The sequence below is a fragment of the Frondihabitans sp. 762G35 genome, from assembly GCF_002074055.1.
Taxonomy (GTDB): domain Bacteria; phylum Actinomycetota; class Actinomycetes; order Actinomycetales; family Microbacteriaceae; genus Frondihabitans.
This window is the reverse complement of the sequence record NZ_CP014619.1, coordinates 2,225,414-2,241,426: the sequence shown is the minus strand read 5'-3', so window position 1 is coordinate 2,241,426 and position 16,013 is coordinate 2,225,414. Positions and strand designations below refer to the sequence as shown.

Annotated in this window: 12 protein-coding genes and 1 tRNA gene; 10 read left to right on the top strand and 3 right to left on the bottom strand. The window is 70.6% G+C overall.

Annotated elements, in window-relative coordinates:
• Positions 1-164: 164 nt before the first annotated feature.
• The 8 genes from AS850_RS10615 to AS850_RS10580 all read left to right on the top strand — a co-directional run bounded on the left by AS850_RS10615 (position 165) and on the right by AS850_RS10580 (position 10,732).
• Positions 165-2,042 carry an ABC transporter ATP-binding protein gene (locus AS850_RS10615; RefSeq protein WP_119869091.1) on the top strand — a complete coding sequence of 626 codons (1,878 nt, stop codon included), beginning with the start codon at positions 165-167 and terminating at the stop codon, positions 2,040-2,042.
• 69 nt (positions 2,043-2,111) lie between these two features.
• Positions 2,112-3,476, top strand: a complete 1,365-nt coding sequence (locus tag AS850_RS10610; RefSeq protein WP_119869090.1) for a cystathionine beta-synthase — start codon at positions 2,112-2,114, stop codon at positions 3,474-3,476.
• A 52-nt stretch (positions 3,477-3,528) separates the two neighbouring features.
• A complete protein-coding gene (locus AS850_RS10605; RefSeq protein WP_119869089.1) occupies positions 3,529-4,680 on the top strand; it encodes a cystathionine gamma-synthase in 1,152 nt (383 codons plus the stop codon).
• Between the two features lie 167 nt (positions 4,681-4,847).
• Positions 4,848-5,570, top strand: a complete 723-nt coding sequence (locus AS850_RS10600) for a sugar transferase (RefSeq protein WP_119869088.1) — start codon at positions 4,848-4,850, stop codon at positions 5,568-5,570.
• An 87-nt stretch (positions 5,571-5,657) separates the two neighbouring features.
• Complete coding sequence (locus AS850_RS10595; RefSeq protein ID WP_119869087.1) at positions 5,658-6,725, top strand: LCP family protein; 1,068 nt, start codon at positions 5,658-5,660, stop codon at positions 6,723-6,725.
• 168 nt (positions 6,726-6,893) lie between these two features.
• The gene (locus tag AS850_RS10590) at positions 6,894-8,123 is read left to right on the top strand and encodes a multidrug effflux MFS transporter (protein WP_119869086.1); all 1,230 of its coding nucleotides are present in this window, start codon (positions 6,894-6,896) and stop codon (positions 8,121-8,123) included.
• Between the two features lie 20 nt (positions 8,124-8,143).
• A complete protein-coding gene (locus AS850_RS10585) occupies positions 8,144-8,824 on the top strand; it encodes a phosphatase PAP2 family protein (RefSeq protein WP_119870262.1) in 681 nt (226 codons plus the stop codon).
• A gap of 9 nt (positions 8,825-8,833) precedes the next feature.
• A complete protein-coding gene (locus AS850_RS10580) occupies positions 8,834-10,732 on the top strand; it encodes a helicase HerA-like domain-containing protein (protein ID WP_119869085.1) in 1,899 nt (632 codons plus the stop codon).
• Positions 10,733-10,767: 35 nt separating this feature from the next.
• On the opposite strand, the gene AS850_RS10575 is transcribed toward AS850_RS10580, so the two are convergent.
• The 3 genes from AS850_RS10575 to AS850_RS10565 all read right to left on the bottom strand — a co-directional run bounded on the left by AS850_RS10575 (position 10,768) and on the right by AS850_RS10565 (position 12,496).
• Entirely contained in the window at positions 10,768-11,391 is a 624-nt protein-coding gene (locus AS850_RS10575; RefSeq protein ID WP_119869084.1) for a hypothetical protein, read from the bottom strand.
• A 161-nt stretch (positions 11,392-11,552) separates the two neighbouring features.
• Positions 11,553-11,945 carry an RNA-binding S4 domain-containing protein gene (locus AS850_RS10570; RefSeq protein WP_119869083.1) on the bottom strand — a complete coding sequence of 131 codons (393 nt, stop codon included), beginning with the start codon at positions 11,943-11,945 and terminating at the stop codon, positions 11,553-11,555.
• A gap of 466 nt (positions 11,946-12,411) precedes the next feature.
• Positions 12,412-12,496, bottom strand: a tRNA-Ser gene (locus AS850_RS10565).
• Between the two features lie 173 nt (positions 12,497-12,669).
• On the opposite strand from AS850_RS10565, the gene pta reads away from it, so the two are divergent.
• Positions 12,670-14,814: a phosphate acetyltransferase gene (pta, locus tag AS850_RS10560; RefSeq protein ID WP_119869082.1), complete on the top strand. Its 2,145-nt coding sequence runs from the start codon at positions 12,670-12,672 to the stop codon at positions 14,812-14,814.
• Positions 14,811-16,004 carry an acetate/propionate family kinase gene (locus tag AS850_RS10555; RefSeq protein ID WP_119869081.1) on the top strand — a complete coding sequence of 398 codons (1,194 nt, stop codon included), beginning with the start codon at positions 14,811-14,813 and terminating at the stop codon, positions 16,002-16,004. The genes pta and AS850_RS10555 overlap by 4 nt, the downstream gene beginning before the upstream one ends.
• Positions 16,005-16,013: the final 9 nt, after the last annotated feature.

Below are 16,013 nucleotides of genomic sequence, written 5' to 3'. Positions count from 1 at the left end.
CTCGGCCCGAACACATCATAAACTGAGATTTCTTCTCCATCGCCGGAATCGCGAAGTCGCCCAGAAGTGGGGACAGACGAGGTGTTCGGAGCGGGGCCGGGTGTCGGTTCGGTTCCGGGTCGTCCCCTGTCGGCGGGCAGGCTTACAGTGAGACCGTGAGCAGGATGGACTCGGTCGCCTCCGGAGGCGGCATGCGCGGTGGCGGCGGTCGCCCGGGCGGCAGCCGCGTGTCGGGTGCCGACATCGACGCCCAGAAGGCAGCCAACGCGTCCGCGCCCAAGGTCCCCGACCTGCTGCGCCGCATCCGCAGTCTCTTCTCGCCGCACAAGCGAGCCCTCGTGGTGACCGTGATCCTCGTCCTCGTGGGTGCCGCGCTCAGCGTCGTCCCACCGCTGCTGACGCAGCAGGCGTTCGACCGGGGCCTCTTCCCGCGGGGCGGGCCCGACGTGCCGGTGCTCCTGCGACTCGTGGGCCTGATGGTCCTGCTGTGGGTGCTCTCCGCGGCCATCGGCGTCTGGCAGACCTACCTCACGGCGACCGTGGGCAACAAGGTGATGGGCGCCCTCCGCATCCGGCTCTTCGGTCACCTCCAGCGGATGGAGCTCGCCTTCTTCACCCGCACCAAGACGGGAGTCATCCAGTCGCGGCTGCAGAACGACGTCGGCGGCGTGGCCAACGTGCTCAGCAACACGATCTCGTCCGTCCTCGGCAACACGGTGACCGTGATCGCCGCCTTCGTGGCCATGCTGTTCCTGAGCTGGCAGATGACCATCGTGGCCGTCGTGCTCCTGCCGGTCCTCGTGATCGCTCAGCGCAAGGTCGGCCAGGTGCGGGCGCGCATCGCCACGGCGACTCAGGAGTCGCTCTCCGACATGACGGCCATCACGCAGGAGACGCTGAGCGTGAGCGGCATCCTGCTGGCCAAGAGCTTCAACCAGCAGCGCACCGAGGTCGAGCGCTACGCGGCCGAGAACCGCACGCAGATCGGCCTCCAGGTGAGGCAGCAGATGAGCGGGCAGTGGTTCTTCGCCACGGTCCAGATCTTCCTGTCGATCATCCCCGCCGTCATCTACCTCGTCGCCGCGTGGCTCATCACGCGGGACGTCGCGGTCACGGCGGGCACGATCGTCGCCTTCACCACGGTGCAGGCGCGCCTGACGTTCCCGCTCCTCGGCCTGCTGCGCGTGGCGCTCGACATCCAGACGTCGGGGGCGCTCTTCGCCCGCATCTTCGAGTACCTCGACCTCACCCCCGCGATCAGCGACTCCCACGAGCCGGTCCCGGTACCCGAGGCGGGCCTCGGGCGGGTCGGGTTCGACGACGTCACCTTCGCCTATCCCGACGCCGAACCCGGTCAGAAGACGCTCGACGGGCTGACCTTCGACGTCGAGCCAGGGCAATTCGTCGCCTTCGTCGGGCCGAGCGGCGCCGGGAAGACGACCGTCTCCTACCTCATCCCGCGGTTCTACGAGGCGTCCAGCGGTGTCGTCCGGTTCGCCGGGATCGACGTCCGCGACCTCTCGCAGGACGACCTCGTCGCCAACATCGGCATCGTCAGCCAGGAGACCTATCTCTTCCACGCCACGATCGGCGACAACCTGCGGTACGCCCGTCCGGGGGCGACGCTCGAGCAGCTCGAGACGGCGGCGCGCCAGGCCAACATCCACGAGACGATCATGTCGTTCCCCGACGGGTACGACACGGTCGTGGGGGAGCGGGGCTACCGGCTCTCGGGGGGCGAGAAGCAGCGCATCGCCATCGCCCGCGTCCTGCTGAAAGATCCGGCGGTGCTCGTCCTCGACGAGGCGACGAGCGCGCTCGACTCCGTCTCGGAGCGCATCGTGCAGGAGGCGCTCGACACGGCCGCCCGGGGCCGGACGACGATCGCCATCGCGCACCGTCTCTCCACGGTCCGATCGGCCGACGTCATCTTCGTCGTGAAGGCCGGCCGGATCGTCGAGCGCGGAACGCACGACGACCTGGTCGCCCTGGGCGGCGTCTACGCCGAGCTCTACGACCAGCAGGTCGGCGTCGCCGGCTGAGGGGGCGACGGCCCCGTCGCGGCAGGTCTTCTCCCGTCACGGCCAGGTGCCCGTCGGTAGACTCGACGGGTGAAGTACGCCGAATCCGTCCTCGACCTCGTGGGCGACACGCCCCTGGTGAAACTGAACCGGCTGACGGAAGGCATCGAGGCCACCGTCCTCGTCAAGGTCGAGTACCTCAACCCGGGTGGGTCGTCGAAGGACCGCATCGCGACGCGCATCATCGACGCCGCCGAGCGCGAGGGGCTGCTGAAGCCCGGCGGAACGATCGTCGAGCCCACGAGCGGCAACACGGGCGTCGGTCTCGCACTCGTCGCGCAGCAGCGCGGCTACCGGTGCGTCTTCGTGCTCCCCGACAAGGTCGGCGAAGACAAGCGGAACGTCCTCACCGCCTACGGCGCCGAGATCGTGGTCACGCCGACGGCCGTCGCGCCCGACAGCCCCGAGTCCTACTACAGCGTCTCCGATCGGCTCGTCACCGAGATCCCGGGCGCCTTCAAGCCCAACCAGTACTTCAACCCCAACGGCCCGCTCAGCCACTACGAGACCACCGGTCCGGAGATCTGGCGCGACACCGAGGGGCGCCTCACGCACTTCGTGGCCGGGATCGGGACCGGCGGCACCATCAGCGGCACCGGTCGCTACCTGAAGGAGATCAGCGGCGGCGCCGTGCGGATCGTGGGCGCCGATCCCGAGGGCAGCGTCTACTCCGGCGGCTCCGGCCGGCCCTACCTCGTCGAGGGCGTCGGCGAGGACTTCTGGCCGGGGGCCTACGACGGCAGCGTCGTCGACCGCATCATCGCGGTCTCCGACGCGCGATCGTTCGACCTCACCCGGCGACTCGCCCGCGAGGAGGGGCTGCTCGTCGGCGGCTCGAGCGGAATGGCCGTGGCGGCCGCGCTCGACGTGGCGCGCGAGCTCTCCGCCGACGACGTCGTGGTGTGCCTCCTGCCCGACGGCGGGCGCGGCTATCTCGGCAAGATCTTCAACGACCGCTGGATGCGGTCCTACGGCTTCAGCGAGGTCGCGGACGAGCGCACGGTCGGCGACCTGATCGCCTCGAAGAGCGGTGCCCTCCCGGACCTGGTGCACGCGCATCCCGGCGACACCGTGCGCGACGTGGTGCAGATCATGTCGAAGTACGGCGTCTCGCAGATGCCGGTCCTCTCGGCCGAGCCGCCCGTCGTGATGGGCGAGGTCGTCGGGGCCGTCGAGGAGAAGGCGCTCCTGGAGCACGTGTTCTCCGGTGCCGCTCAGATGACCGATCGCCTGGAGGGCTTCGTGGGGGAGCCGCTTCCGCTCATCGGCCTCAACGAGTCCGTGTCGGCAGCGCGTCGCGCCCTCGAGAAGAACGACGCGCTGCTCGTCACGAGCGACGGCAAGCCCGCAGCCGTCGTCACCCGCCACGACCTCCTCGCCTTCCTCTCCGAATGATCCCCTCGAGCGGCGTCGCCGCTCCCCAGAACGCCCGCGAAAGGCTCCTCCCGTGACCCACTCCTTCGAGACCCGCGCCATCCACGACGGCCAGGAGTTCGACCCGACGACGGGTGCCGTCGTCCCGCCGATCTACCAGACCTCCACGTTCGTGCAGGACGGCATCGGCGGGTTCCGCGGCGGCTACGAGTACGCGCGCTCGGCCAACCCCACGCGCGACTCCCTCCAGACGGTGCTCGCCAGCCTCGAGGGCGGCTCGGCCGCTTTCAGCTTCGCTTCCGGCCTCGCGGCCGAGGACTCCCTCCTCCGCGCCGTCCTCTCGCCCGGCTCGCGCGTCGTCATGGGCAACGACGTGTACGGCGGCACCCACCGGCTCGTCAACCGGGTCTGGAAGCCCTGGGGCATCACGCTCGACACCGTCGACATGACCGACCTCGACCAGGTCCGCGAGGCGGTGCAGGCGTCGCAGACGACCCTCCTGTGGGTCGAGACGCCGAGCAACCCGATGATGAAGATCAGCGACATCGGCGCCCTCGCCGAGATCGGGCACGCCGCCGGCGCGCTGGTCGTCGTCGACAACACCTTCGCCTCGCCCTACATCCAGCAGCCCCTCGCGCTGGGCGCCGACGTGGTCGTGCACTCCACGACGAAGTACCTCGGCGGCCACTCCGACACCGTCGGCGGCGCCCTGGTCGTGAACGACGACGACCTCGCCGAGAAGATCGGCTTCGTGCAGTTCGGCGTCGGTGCCGTGTCCGCTCCGATGGAGGCGTGGCTCACGATCCGGGGCATCAAGACGCTGGGAGTGCGGGTCGACCGCCACTCCGAGAACGCCCAGGCCGTCGCGGAGGCCGTGGTCGGGCATCCTGCGGTCGAGAAGGTCTACTACCCCGGTCTGCCGGAGCACCCGGGTCACGAGCTGGCCTCCCGCCAGATGAAGCGCTTCGGCGGCATGCTCTCCATCGCGGTCTCGGGAGGTGCCCCCGCGGCCAAGCGCTTCGCGGAGTCCACCGAGGTGTTCCAGCTCGCGGAGTCGCTCGGCGGCGTCGAGTCGCTCATCGGCTATCCGTCGGAGATGACGCACGCGTCGGTCCGCGGGACGGCCCTCGAGGTGCCGGAGAACCTCGTCCGGCTCTCGGTGGGCATCGAGTCGGTCGACGATCTCGTGGCCGACGTCACCCGCGCGCTCGGCACGCTCGGCTAGCCACGGCGGCGGCGGTCTCGTCACCGCAGCCTCGTCCTCGCCCCCGCGAGAAGCGACCATCGCTTCCCCGGGGGCTTTTTCCTGTCCGGATGTTGTATTTCACTTGAGGGGACTGAGCCGTATCGGTACACTCTGTGTAATATGTCACACAACAGAGAGGCCTCGGTTTGACCCTGCTGACGCGCACCACGACCCTCCCGATCTCGCGCTCCGACTCGTCCGCGCTCCCTCGGGCCGACGACGCCCCGTCCCCGAAGGTCGCCCCGCCCGCCGACAGGCGATCCCGGTCCGCGGCGCGCACGGCGAAACGCGGCGTCGACGTCCTGGGTGCCCTCGTCGGGCTCATCCTGCTCTTCCCGGTCTTCCTGGCGATCGCCCTCCTCGTCCGTCTCGACAGCGCGGGGTCGCCGATCTACCGCCAGGTGCGCGTCGGGCGTGACGGTCGAGCCTTCTCCATCGTCAAGTTCCGCACCATGCACCTCGACTCCGACGCCCGGCTGGCAGAGCTCAAACGGCGGCACCGAGCCGACGGTCCGCTCTTCAAGCTCGAGGCCGATCCGCGCGTCACGCCGGTCGGCGCCGTCCTGCGCCGCTTCTCCCTCGACGAGCTGCCCCAGCTGTGGAACGTGCTCCGCGGCGACATGAGCCTCGTCGGCCCTCGCCCGGCGCTTCCCTGCGAGGTCGCGACCTACTGCGCCCGGGCGGCGCGTCGGCTCGAGGCCGTCCCCGGCATGACCGGTCCCTGGCAGGTCGGCGGCCGGAGCACCCTCACGTGGGAGGACGGACTCGCACTCGACCTCGACTACGTCGATCGCTGGAGCCTCGGGTACGACGTCGTCGTCCTCCTCAAGACCGTCCGCGCCGTCCTCCTGCCCGTCGGCGCCTACTGATCCGTCCGAGTCTCGGGCACGCCGACTCCACCTGTTCCGACCGCTCGCCGCAGAGTCCCCACCCGTCATCGATCCGAAAGCCGCGCCATGACCACGACCCCCGATGTCGTCTCGCACCCCGCCCCCTCCCGATCCTCCCGCCGTCGCAGCCGGCGCCGGCGCCGTGCCCGGATGAAGGCCCTCGTCACGGTGGGCGTCCTCGTGGCGATGCTGGTGGCCGTCGTCGGGGGCGCCGCCGTGCTCGTCCAGCAGGTGGTCGGCAAGAACCTCACGACCATCCCCGTCTCCGAGGCCTTCCCCGACGAGAAGGGCCGACCCGCTCCCGTCGGCGGAGCCCAGAACATCCTGCTCCTGGGGAGCGACTCCCGAGTCGAGAGCGACGCTCGAGACCTCCTCGCGAAGGGGGCGCAGCGCTCCGACGTGATGATGCTCGTCCACGTGCCGGCCGACGGGTCGCACGTCTCGATCATGTCGATCATGCGCGACCTCTGGCTCCCCGTCCCCGGTCACGGCGAGGCCAAGGTGAACGCCGCGCTCGCCTGGGGCGGCACAGCGCTGTCGATCCAGACCGTCGAGACCTTCCTCGGGGCGCGGATCGACCACGTGGCCATCATCGACTTCGAGGGCCTCTCCGACATGACGACGGCCCTGGGGGGTGTCCCCGTCGACAACCGGGCGCCGTTCACGACGACGAACCCCGAGCTCGGCGGCCCCTTCTTCTTCCCCGGAGGCCCCGTGTCGCTCGAGGGCGAGAAGGCCCTCGCATTCGTGCGCGAGCGGAAGGCGTTCGCGACGGGCGACTACCAGCGCGTGGCCAACCAGCAAGCCCTCCTCCGGGGCATCCTCGACCGCGCGATCAGCCGTGACGTCCTCGCCGACCCGCAGGCGCTCACCGCGTTCGCGTCGGAGACCTCGAAGAACCTCACGGTCGACGCCGGCTTCACCCTCCCGCGGATCGCCTCGCTCGCCTACTCTCTCCGCGGTCTCGACTCCAGCGGCTTCTCGTTCTTCACCGTTCCCACGGGCGGGACGGGCACGTCACCCGACGGGCAGTCCATCGTGACGGTCGATCCGGAGGCGACCGAGAGGCTCCGGCAGGCCCTCCGCACCGACACGGTGCGCGACTTCGAGAGGAGCCTCGTCCGGGCCAAGTGAGCGGGCGCCCCCGGGTGTCTTCCGTAGCGGCCGGGCCGAGGGCTAGGCTTGTCGAACGGTCGCCGTCGCGTCGGCCGAACCCCTCCCCACCCTCCTCCCCGCTCGCGCAGGTCACTGCTTCCGTGAGCGTTCACCACAGCCCTGACCGGCATTTTCGCTAGGAGTTCCGTGACCATCGTCGTGCACCCGGGAGACTCTCTCACCCGGCGCCAGCGTCTCGTCTACGTCGTCGTGCTGGGGGCGCTCACGGCTCTCGGGCCGGCGACCATCGACCTCTACCTGCCCGCGTTCCCGGCGCTCCAGAGCGACTTCGGGGTGACGACGGCCGTCATCCAGCTCACGCTGACGGCGACGACGATCGGCTTCGCGCTCGGGCAGCTCCTCGTCGGCCCGTGGAGCGACCGGGTGGGTCGCCGGATCCCGCTCATCACGGCGAGCACGGTGCACGTCATCGCCAGCATCGGCGTCGCGATCGCTCCGAGCATCGAGCTCCTCGGGCTCTTCCGCGTCCTCCAGGGAATGGGCGCGGCCGCCGGTGGCGTCGTCGCCATGGCGCTCGTCCGCGATCTCTTCGGAGGCAAGCCGCTCGTGCGCATGCTGTCGCGGCTCGCGCTCGTCAACGGACTCGCGCCGCTCCTCGCCCCGCTCATCGGGTCGCAGCTCCTGCGCGTCACCAGCTGGCGGGGGATCTTCGTCTTCCTCGCGGCGTACGGCGTCTTCGTGGTGCTGGCCGCGGTCTTCTTCATCGTCGAGACCCTGCCCCGGGAGCTCCGGCAGGAGGCGGGGCACTCGACGCTCCGTCAGCGCTACCGCGTCCTGTTCGGCGACCGCATCTTCGTCGGCGTCGCGCTGATCGGCGCGATGGTCTTCTCCGGCCTCTTCGCGTACCTCTCGTCCTCGTCGTTCCTCTTCCAGGAGGTCTACGGCATGAGCGCCCAGCAGTACGGGCTGCTGTTCGCGATCAACTCGCTCGGGATCGTGATCGGGGTGCAGGTGTCGGCGCGGCTGGCTCAGCGCTTCGGGCCGCAGTGGATCCTCGCGGGCTCGACGAGCGTCATGTTCCTCTCGGCGATCGCCATCGTGGTCCTCGACCTGGCTCAGGTCGGTCTCGCGGGCGTGCTCGTGCCGCTCTGGCTCTTCATCTGCTCGTGCGGCTTCTCGTTCCCGCAGGTGCAGGTGCTGGCCCTCGCCAACCACGGGAAGGAGGCGGGAACCGCCGCGTCGCTGCTCGGCGCCCTCAACTTCGGCCTCGCCGGCCTGATCTCGCCGATCGTCGGCGTCCTGGGGATCACGACCGCGGCTCCGATGGGTGCCGTGATGGTCGCCACGACATTCATCGCGATCCTCGGGCTGTGGATCCTCGTCCGCCCCAGGACGGTCCCGGCGCTCGGCCACTGACCACCCGGTACGGTGGGTCGATGACCGACTCCACCGACGAGCGCCGGATCGCTCTCCGGGTCCAGCGACGATGGCCCTTCGTCTCCGCCCTGGGCGGCCTCGGCCTGGCGCTCCTCCTGGGCTGGCTCGTCACGCTCCGTCGGGGCCGGCTCGAGATCGACACCGAGTGGATGGCCGAGATCGTGGAGCACCGGTCGCCGCTGTGGGAGGTCCCGGCCCTCGTCATGAACTTCCTCGGCGGAGGCTGGTTCGGGATCTTCGTCGTGCCGATCGTCATCGCGCTCCTCCTGGTGGTCCGCAGGAGACGCTGGGCGGCCCTCTATTTCGTCCTGGCGTCCGTGCTGAGCGCCGGTGTCGTCCAGCTGCTCAAGCACCTGTTCGGCCGGGCGCGCCCCCTCGACATCCTCGTCGCGAGCGACTTCGGGTCGTTCCCGTCCGGGCACGTGGCGAACGCCGTCACGATCGCCGTGACGCTGGGCGTGATCCTCCGCCGCACCCGGGTGTGGGTCGCCGGCGTCGTCTACTCCGTGCTCATGCTCCTCAGCCGCACCTACCTGGGGGCCCACTGGCTCTCGGACACCGTCGGCGGCGTCCTGATCGGCGCGGGAGTGGCGGTCGTCCTCTGGGCGCCGTTCGCGTACCGGCTCCTCGCGGAACGACACCGGCTCGAAAAACGAGCGGCGGCGCCCGCGGGCTCCTAGGCTGTCGCCATGAGCGACGCCGCCGAAACCGCACGCCTCGAAGCGGAGGCGGCTGTGGCCGCCGCCGAGACCGCCAAGAGGGAGGCGGACGAGGCCCTGGCGCGGGCGCAGGAGCGTGCGGCGGAGGCTGCGGCTCTGGCGAGTGCGGCCGCCGAGGCGGCAGCCGCGGCGACGGCGAGCAGTGGTCCCGTGGCTCCTGCGGTCGAGACCGCCGGGCCCCTCGACGCCGACCAGGTCGCCAGGATCCGCGCCGGCTACTCCTTCGACGGCCCCGCGCTCGAGATGGGTGCGCTCGTCAACGGCGACGCGCTCGCCGACGTGCCCGTGCGCATCCCGCTCGCCATGCTCAATCGGCACGGACTCGTCGCCGGAGCCACCGGCACCGGCAAGACGAAGACGCTGCAGGTCCTGGCCGAGCAGCTCTCCCGCGCGGGCGTGCCCGTCTTCGCCGCGGACATCAAGGGCGACCTCTCGGGGATCGCCAGCCCGGGGGAGTCGAACGAAAAGCTGCTGGAGCGCACGCGGGGGATCGGCCAGGACTGGTCGCCCGAGGCCGCGCCCACGGAGTACTTCGCGCTCGGCGGACGGGGGACGGGGATCCCCGTGCGGGCCACGGTGTCGGGCTTCGGCCCGCTCCTGCTCAGCAAGGTCCTCGGGCTCAACGCCACGCAGGAGTCGAGCCTCGGGCTCGTCTTCCACTACGCCGAGCAGGCGGGCCTGCCGCTCCTCGACCTCACCGACCTCCGTGCCGTGCTGACCTTTCTCACGAGTGACGCCGGGAAGGTCGAGCTCGAGGACCTCGGGGGCCTCAGCTCGGCGACCGTCGGCGTGATCCTGCGCGAGCTCGTCACGTTCGCCGACCAGGGTGCGGACCTCTTCTTCGGCGAGCCGGAGATCGACACGGCCGAGTTCCTCCGCCTCGCGCCCGACGGCCGCGGCATCGTCAGCCTCCTGGAGCTCCCCGGGGTGGCCACGCAGCCGGCGCTCTTCTCGACCTTCCTGATGTGGATGCTCGCCGACCTCTACAACGACCTGCCGGAGGTCGGCGACCTCGACAAGCCGAAGCTGGTCTTCTTCTTCGACGAGGCGCACCTGCTCTTCCGCGACGCGTCCAAGGACTTCCTGACGCAGATCACCCAGACCGTGCGCCTCATCCGCTCGAAGGGGGTCGGCATCGTCTTCGTCACGCAGACGCCGAAGGACGTCCCGGGCGAGATCCTGGCGCAGCTCGGCTCCCGCGTGCAGCACCAGCTCCGTGCGTTCACGCCCGACGACGCCAAGGCCCTCAAAGCCACCGTGTCGACCTATCCGTCGAGCGGCTACGACCTCGCCGAGGTGCTCCAGGGTCTCGCCACGGGCGAGGCGATCGTGACGGTCATGAACGAGAAGGGGGCGCCATCGCCGGTCGCGTGGACGCGGCTCCGGGCGCCCCGGAGCTCGATGGCGCCGACACCCGAGGCGACGATGCAGCAGACGGTCGCGTCGTCCCCGCTCCTCGCGACCTACGGAACCGCGATCGACCGCGAGTCGGCCCGCGAGATCCTGACGGCGAAGCTCGAGGCCGCGTCGCAGGCCGACAGGGCGAAGGTCGAGGCCGAGCAGCGCGTGAAGGAGGAGGCGCTCGCGGCCAAGGAGGCCGAGGCGAAGGCCAAGCAGGATGCCCGTGCCGAGGCCGTCGCCGCCAAGGAGCGTGCCACGGCCCAGGCCGCCTTCGAGCGCCAGCAGCGCGAGTTCGAGAAGACGGAGAAGGCCCGGCAGACCCGCGCCTCGTCGACGCGATCCCGTGCCTCCACCACGCGGGCCCAGGGGGCGGGGTCAATGATCGAGGACCTCCTCGGGTCGTCGACCGGCAAGACGATCGTCCGCGAGATGGTCAAGGGGATCTTCGGCACGCTGCGCCGTCGCTGACGGTCGTCGACGACCCTCGTCGCCGATCGCCCCGACTAGGGCAGGCTGACGAGGTTCTCGATACCGGAGACGGCCAGCGCCACGACTCCGATCGACGCGACGACGGCGAGGGTCCGGACGTCGCGGCGCCCGTACCAGGCGCGGGCCATCGGGAAGCGCGCGTAGTAGTCGCGGCGCATCAGGTGGTCCTCGACGACGACGGTCTGGACGTCGAGGGCCTCGGCGATCCGCAGGATGGAGGCCTCGGTCCAGAACAGCCCGCTCATGCCGAGCACTCGGCGGCCGTCCGGGCCGAGGCCGAGGAGCTGGGGGAGGACCTCGGTCGAGTTGTGCCGGTAGACCTTGGCCATCACGAGGGAGGCGATCTCGTCGCGGTCGACGTGGACGAGGGGCAGGAGCATCCTGCGCTTCACGAACGCGGTGGGCGTGACCTGGGCGAAGACGAGTCGGAACCGGATGTAGACGGCGAAGAACAGGGCGGTGATCGCGACCTCGGCGAGGATCACGACGACCCACCACGCCGAGCCGACGGTCAGCCAGACGAGGGCGGCGAACACCGGCAGGAGCGAGACGGCGCCGGAGAGCAGGGCAGTGCGGCCGAGCTCCTGGATCGGAGTCTCACGGACCTCGTCGGTCACGCTGTCGATTTCGTCGTGCATCGAGATTTTCCCCTGGACATCGGAACGATCGCAGGCGGCCCACCCCTGGTACCCGCTGCGCTGGCATCACCTTACGGGAATCGGACGACTGCGGAACAGCCCAGTTCGGGAGGTATCCGGTCGACCGGTATGTTTTTCCGGCGGTGATTCCCGGCGCGCCGTCAGTCGTCGGGGAGGTCGTCGAGGCGCTCGCGGAGCCGGTCGATCTCCCGGCGGTCGCGCTTCGTCGGACGACCGGTTCCGCGGTCTCGGACGGGGACGAAGAAGACCTCCTCGCGCGGCGGCCGGGGCGGCGTGAGGTCGGTCAGGGCCTCGGCGGCGACCGGTGCGCCGACGCGTTTGACCAGGAGCTTCTCGACCACGACGATGCGATCGAAGCCGTCCTGGCGCGCCCGCACCTCGTCGCCGGCGCGGACGGTCTGCGCGGCCTTCGCCCGCTCCCCGTTGACCCGTACGTGTCCGGCGCGGCACGCGGCCGTGGCCGCCGATCGCGTCCTGTACAGGCGGACGGCCCACAGCCAGGAGTCCACCCGCGCCGTCGTCGCCTCTGCCACCCCTCCACCCTACGCGCGCTGCGTCCCCGCCCCGCCCCCTCCTGCTCCCGCCCCGCCCCGCCAGTGTCGGCCGCAGGCCGCACGCCCCCGTCGCACGCACGCAAGTGTCGGCCGAAGGCCGCACGCTCCACCCCGCACGCGAGTGTCGGCCGAAGGCCGCACGCCCCTGTCGCACGCACGCAAATGCCGGCCGCAGGCCGCACGCCCCACGCGAGTGCCGGCCGCAGGCCGCACGCCCACCCGTGCCGCAAAGGGGCGAGTGCCGGCCGAAGGCCGCACCCGCCCCGCCCCTCCGCCGCAAGGGGCGAGTGCCGACCGCAGGTCGCACCCGCCCCGCCCCGTGCAACAGAACGCGCCGGGTGCCGCACCACCCCGCCCAACGATCGCCGGGCGCGCCCGGAGGGCGCCAAACGTGGTCTCCGCACAGGAAAAGCCCCGCCCCAGAAGGGGCAGGGCTTTTCCTGTGCGGAGAATGGGGGATTCGAACCCCCGAGGGCTTGCACCCAACACGCTTTCCAAGCGTGCGCCATAGGCCACTAGGCGAATTCTCCAGCAGTCGGGATCGCACCCCGGGGGGGTGTCGAGCCGGACGACCTAGAGAACTCTACCGGGTCTTCCGGCCGGTGACGAACCATCCCGCGACTCCTGTGGAGTAGTCGTCCGGGGATCGGGTCGGTGGAGGACGGCGCAGGATGCTCGGAGCCTGCGGCCATACAGTTGCCTCGTGTCGACTCGCATCTACATCACGTCCGCCGAAGGCCACACCGGGAAGTCCACGATCGCGCTGGGTGTGCTCGACACGCTGAGCCACGAGGTGGGGCGTGTCGGTGTCTTCCGCCCGGTCGCCCGGTCGACGAGCGAGCCCGACTACGTGCTGGAGCTGCTCCTCGCGCACGACAGCGTGGATCTCGACTACGACGACTGCATCGGTGTCACGTACGACGACGTCCACGCCGATCCGGACACCGCGCTCGCGACGATCGTGGGGCGGTTCGCGGCGGTGGAGCGTCAGTGCGACGCGGTCGTCATCATCGGCTCCGACTACACCGACGTCGGGAGCCCCACCGAGCTGTCGTTCAACGCGAGGATCGCCGCGAACCTGGGGGCCCCGGTCCTGCTCGTCCTGGGGGGTCGCACGTCGGACGGCGCTCAGCCCCGGACGGGCGCGGACATGCGCCAGGTCGCCGATCTCACCACGGCGGAGTTGCGGAGCGAGCACGCGACACTCCTCGCCGTCGTCGCGAACCGGGTCGAGACCGATCTGATGGGGGAGGTCGTCGACGGCATCGGCGACGCCCTCGAGGGCACCGCCACCGGCCGGGTTCCGGTGTGGGCGCTGCCGGAGGACCGCGTCCTCGTCTCGCCGACGCTCCGCGCGGTGATGGCCGCGACGCACGCGCGCCTCCTGCGAGGCGACGAGGAGCTCCTCGACCGCGAGGCGGTCGGTGTCGTCGTGGCGGCGATGTCGATGGAGAACGTCCTGCCGCGGCTGACGGAGGGGGCGGTCGTCGTGGTGCCGGGTGACCGGTCCGACGTGCTCGTCGCAACCGTCCTCGCTCACGCGTCCGACACGTTCCCGTCGCTCGCGGGCATCGTCCTGAACGGCGGCTTCGATCTGGCACCGCAGGTCGTGAGGCTCCTCGGTGGTCTCGACAGCACGCTCCCGATCCTGTGGTCCGATCTGGGCACCTACGACACGGCGCTGCGCATCACGCAGACGCGCGGTCGCCTCGCGGCGGAGTCGCCGCGCAAGTACGATCTGGCGCTGGCCCTCTTCGAGACGCACGTCGACTCGAAGGAGCTGCTGCGGCTCCTCGAGGTCAGCCCGTCGTCGGTGGTGACGCCGCTGATGTTCGAGTACCAGCTGCTCGATCGGGCGCGGAGCATCCAGAAGCACATCGTCCTGCCGGAGGGCGACGACGACCGCATCCTGCGGGCCGCGTCGTCGCTGCTCCAGCGCGGCGTCGCGAAGCTGACGCTCCTCGGCGACGAGCAGAGCATCCGGGCGCGGGGGGCGGAGCTCGGCCTCGACCTGAGCGAGGCGGACGTCCTCGATCCGACCGACCACGATCTCCAGGTGCGCTTCGCCACGGCCTACGCCGAGCTGCGCGCACACAAGGGGATCACGATGGACCGCGCGATGGACACCGTCACCGACGTCTCCTACTTCGGCACCATGATGGTGAAGCTCGGCCTCGCCGACGGCATGGTCTCCGGTGCCAAGCACACGACCGCGCACACGATCCGCCCGGCGTTCGAGGTCATCAAGACGCTGCCCGACGTGGGGGTGGTGTCGAGCGTGTTCCTCATGGCTCTCGCCGACCGCGTCCTCGTCTACGGCGACTGCGCGGTCATCCCCGATCCGACCGCCGAGCAGCTCGCCGACATCGCCATCTCGTCGGCGCAGACGGCCGTCCAGTTCGGCATCGAGCCGCGGATCGCGATGCTCAGCTACTCCACGGGCGACTCCGGCTCGGGGGCCGACGTCGAGAAGGTGCGGCTCGCCACGGCTCTCGTCCGCGAGCGCCGACCCGACCTGCTCGTCGAGGGCCCGATCCAGTACGACGCCGCGGCCGACCCGACCGTGGCCCTGGCGAAGATGCCCGACTCGGAGGTGGCGGGGCGCGCCACCGTGTTCATCTTCCCCGACCTCAACACGGGTAACAACACCTACAAGGCCGTGCAGCGGAGCGCAGGAGCCGTCGCCATCGGGCCCATCCTGCAGGGTCTCCGAAAGCCGATCAACGACCTCTCCCGTGGCGCCCTGGTGAGCGACATCGTCAACACGGTCGCCATCACGGCCATCCAGGCGGGCATCGAGCCCGCTTCCCACCCGACACCCGACCCCTCCGAAGGAGCCGCCCTGTGAGCGCCGTCCTCGTCGTCAACTCCGGTTCGTCGTCGTTCAAGTACCAGCTGATCGAACTCGACGGCGAGAGGACGCTGGCCTCGGGACTCGTCGAGCGCATCGGCGAGCCCACGGGGCAGACGAAGCACCGCAACGTCGAGACGGGGGAGGAGACCACCAACGACTCCCAGCCCATCGCCGACCACGTGGCCGGCTTCGCGGCGATGCTGGCGGCCTTCGAGAAGCACGGGCCCTCGTTCGCCGAGCACCCGCTGATCGCCGTGGGGCACCGCGTCGTGCACGGCGGGTCGGAGTTCGACCGGGCGACGGTGGTCACCCCCGGAGTCGAAGCGTCGATCGAGCGCCTCTCCGCGCTGGCGCCGCTCCACAACCCCGCCAACCTCCAGGGCATCCGTGCCGCGCGCGACGCTTTCCCCGACGCCCCCCAGGTGGCGGTCTTCGACACCGCGTTCCACCAGACGCTGACGCCCGCCGCCTACACCTACGCGATCGACGACGCCCTCGCGCGGGAGTACGACGTCCGGCGCTACGGATTCCACGGCACGTCTCACAAGTTCGTGTCCGCTCGCGCGGCGGAGTTCCTCGGAGTGCCGCTCGCGGAGCTGAAGATGATCGTCCTGCACATCGGGAACGGTGCCTCGGCGACGGCCATCAGCGGTGGGCGGAGCATCGAGACCTCCATGGGCCTGACCCCGCTGGAGGGGCTCGTGATGGGCACGCGCTCCGGCGACGTCGATCCTGCGGTCATCTTCCACCTGCACCGCGAGGCCGGTCTCGGCTTCGACGAGCTCGAGACGATGCTCAACAAGCGGAGCGGTCTCCTCGGGCTCACCGGCAACGGCGACATGCGCGACGTGCAGGACTCCGCGTCGCGGGGCGACGGTGTCGCCGAGGCCGCGCTGGCGGTCTACCGGCACCGGATCCGGCACTACGTCGGCGCTTACGCGGCGCAGCTGGGCGGGCTGGACACGGTGGTGTTCACCGCCGGCGTGGGGGAGAACAACGCTCTCTTGAGGCGGCGCACGCTCGCCGGCCTGGAGTTCCTCGGCATCGAGATCGACGACGACCGCAACGAGCTCTCGTCGCGCGAGGCGCGGTTCATCTCCCGCGAGGGGGCACGCGTCTCGGTCCTCGTCGTTCCCACCGACGAGGAGCTCGAGATCGCCCGCCAGGCCGCCGCCATCGTCTGACGGCGGCGG

What these genes read in the sequence shown, in the direction of transcription:
- AS850_RS10585 (WP_119870262.1), top strand. Translation starts at nt 8,144, where the DNA reads ATGACCGACTCCACCGACGAGCGCCGGATCGCTCTCCGGGTCCAGCGA.
- AS850_RS10580 (WP_119869085.1), top strand. Translation starts at nt 8,834, where the DNA reads ATGAGCGACGCCGCCGAAACCGCACGCCTCGAAGCGGAGGCGGCTGTG.
- AS850_RS10595 (WP_119869087.1), top strand. Translation starts at nt 5,658, where the DNA reads ATGACCACGACCCCCGATGTCGTCTCGCACCCCGCCCCCTCCCGATCC.
- AS850_RS10575 (WP_119869084.1), bottom strand. Translation starts at nt 11,391, where the DNA reads ATGCACGACGAAATCGACAGCGTGACCGACGAGGTCCGTGAGACTCCG.
- AS850_RS10615 (WP_119869091.1), top strand. Translation starts at nt 165, where the DNA reads ATGGACTCGGTCGCCTCCGGAGGCGGCATGCGCGGTGGCGGCGGTCGC.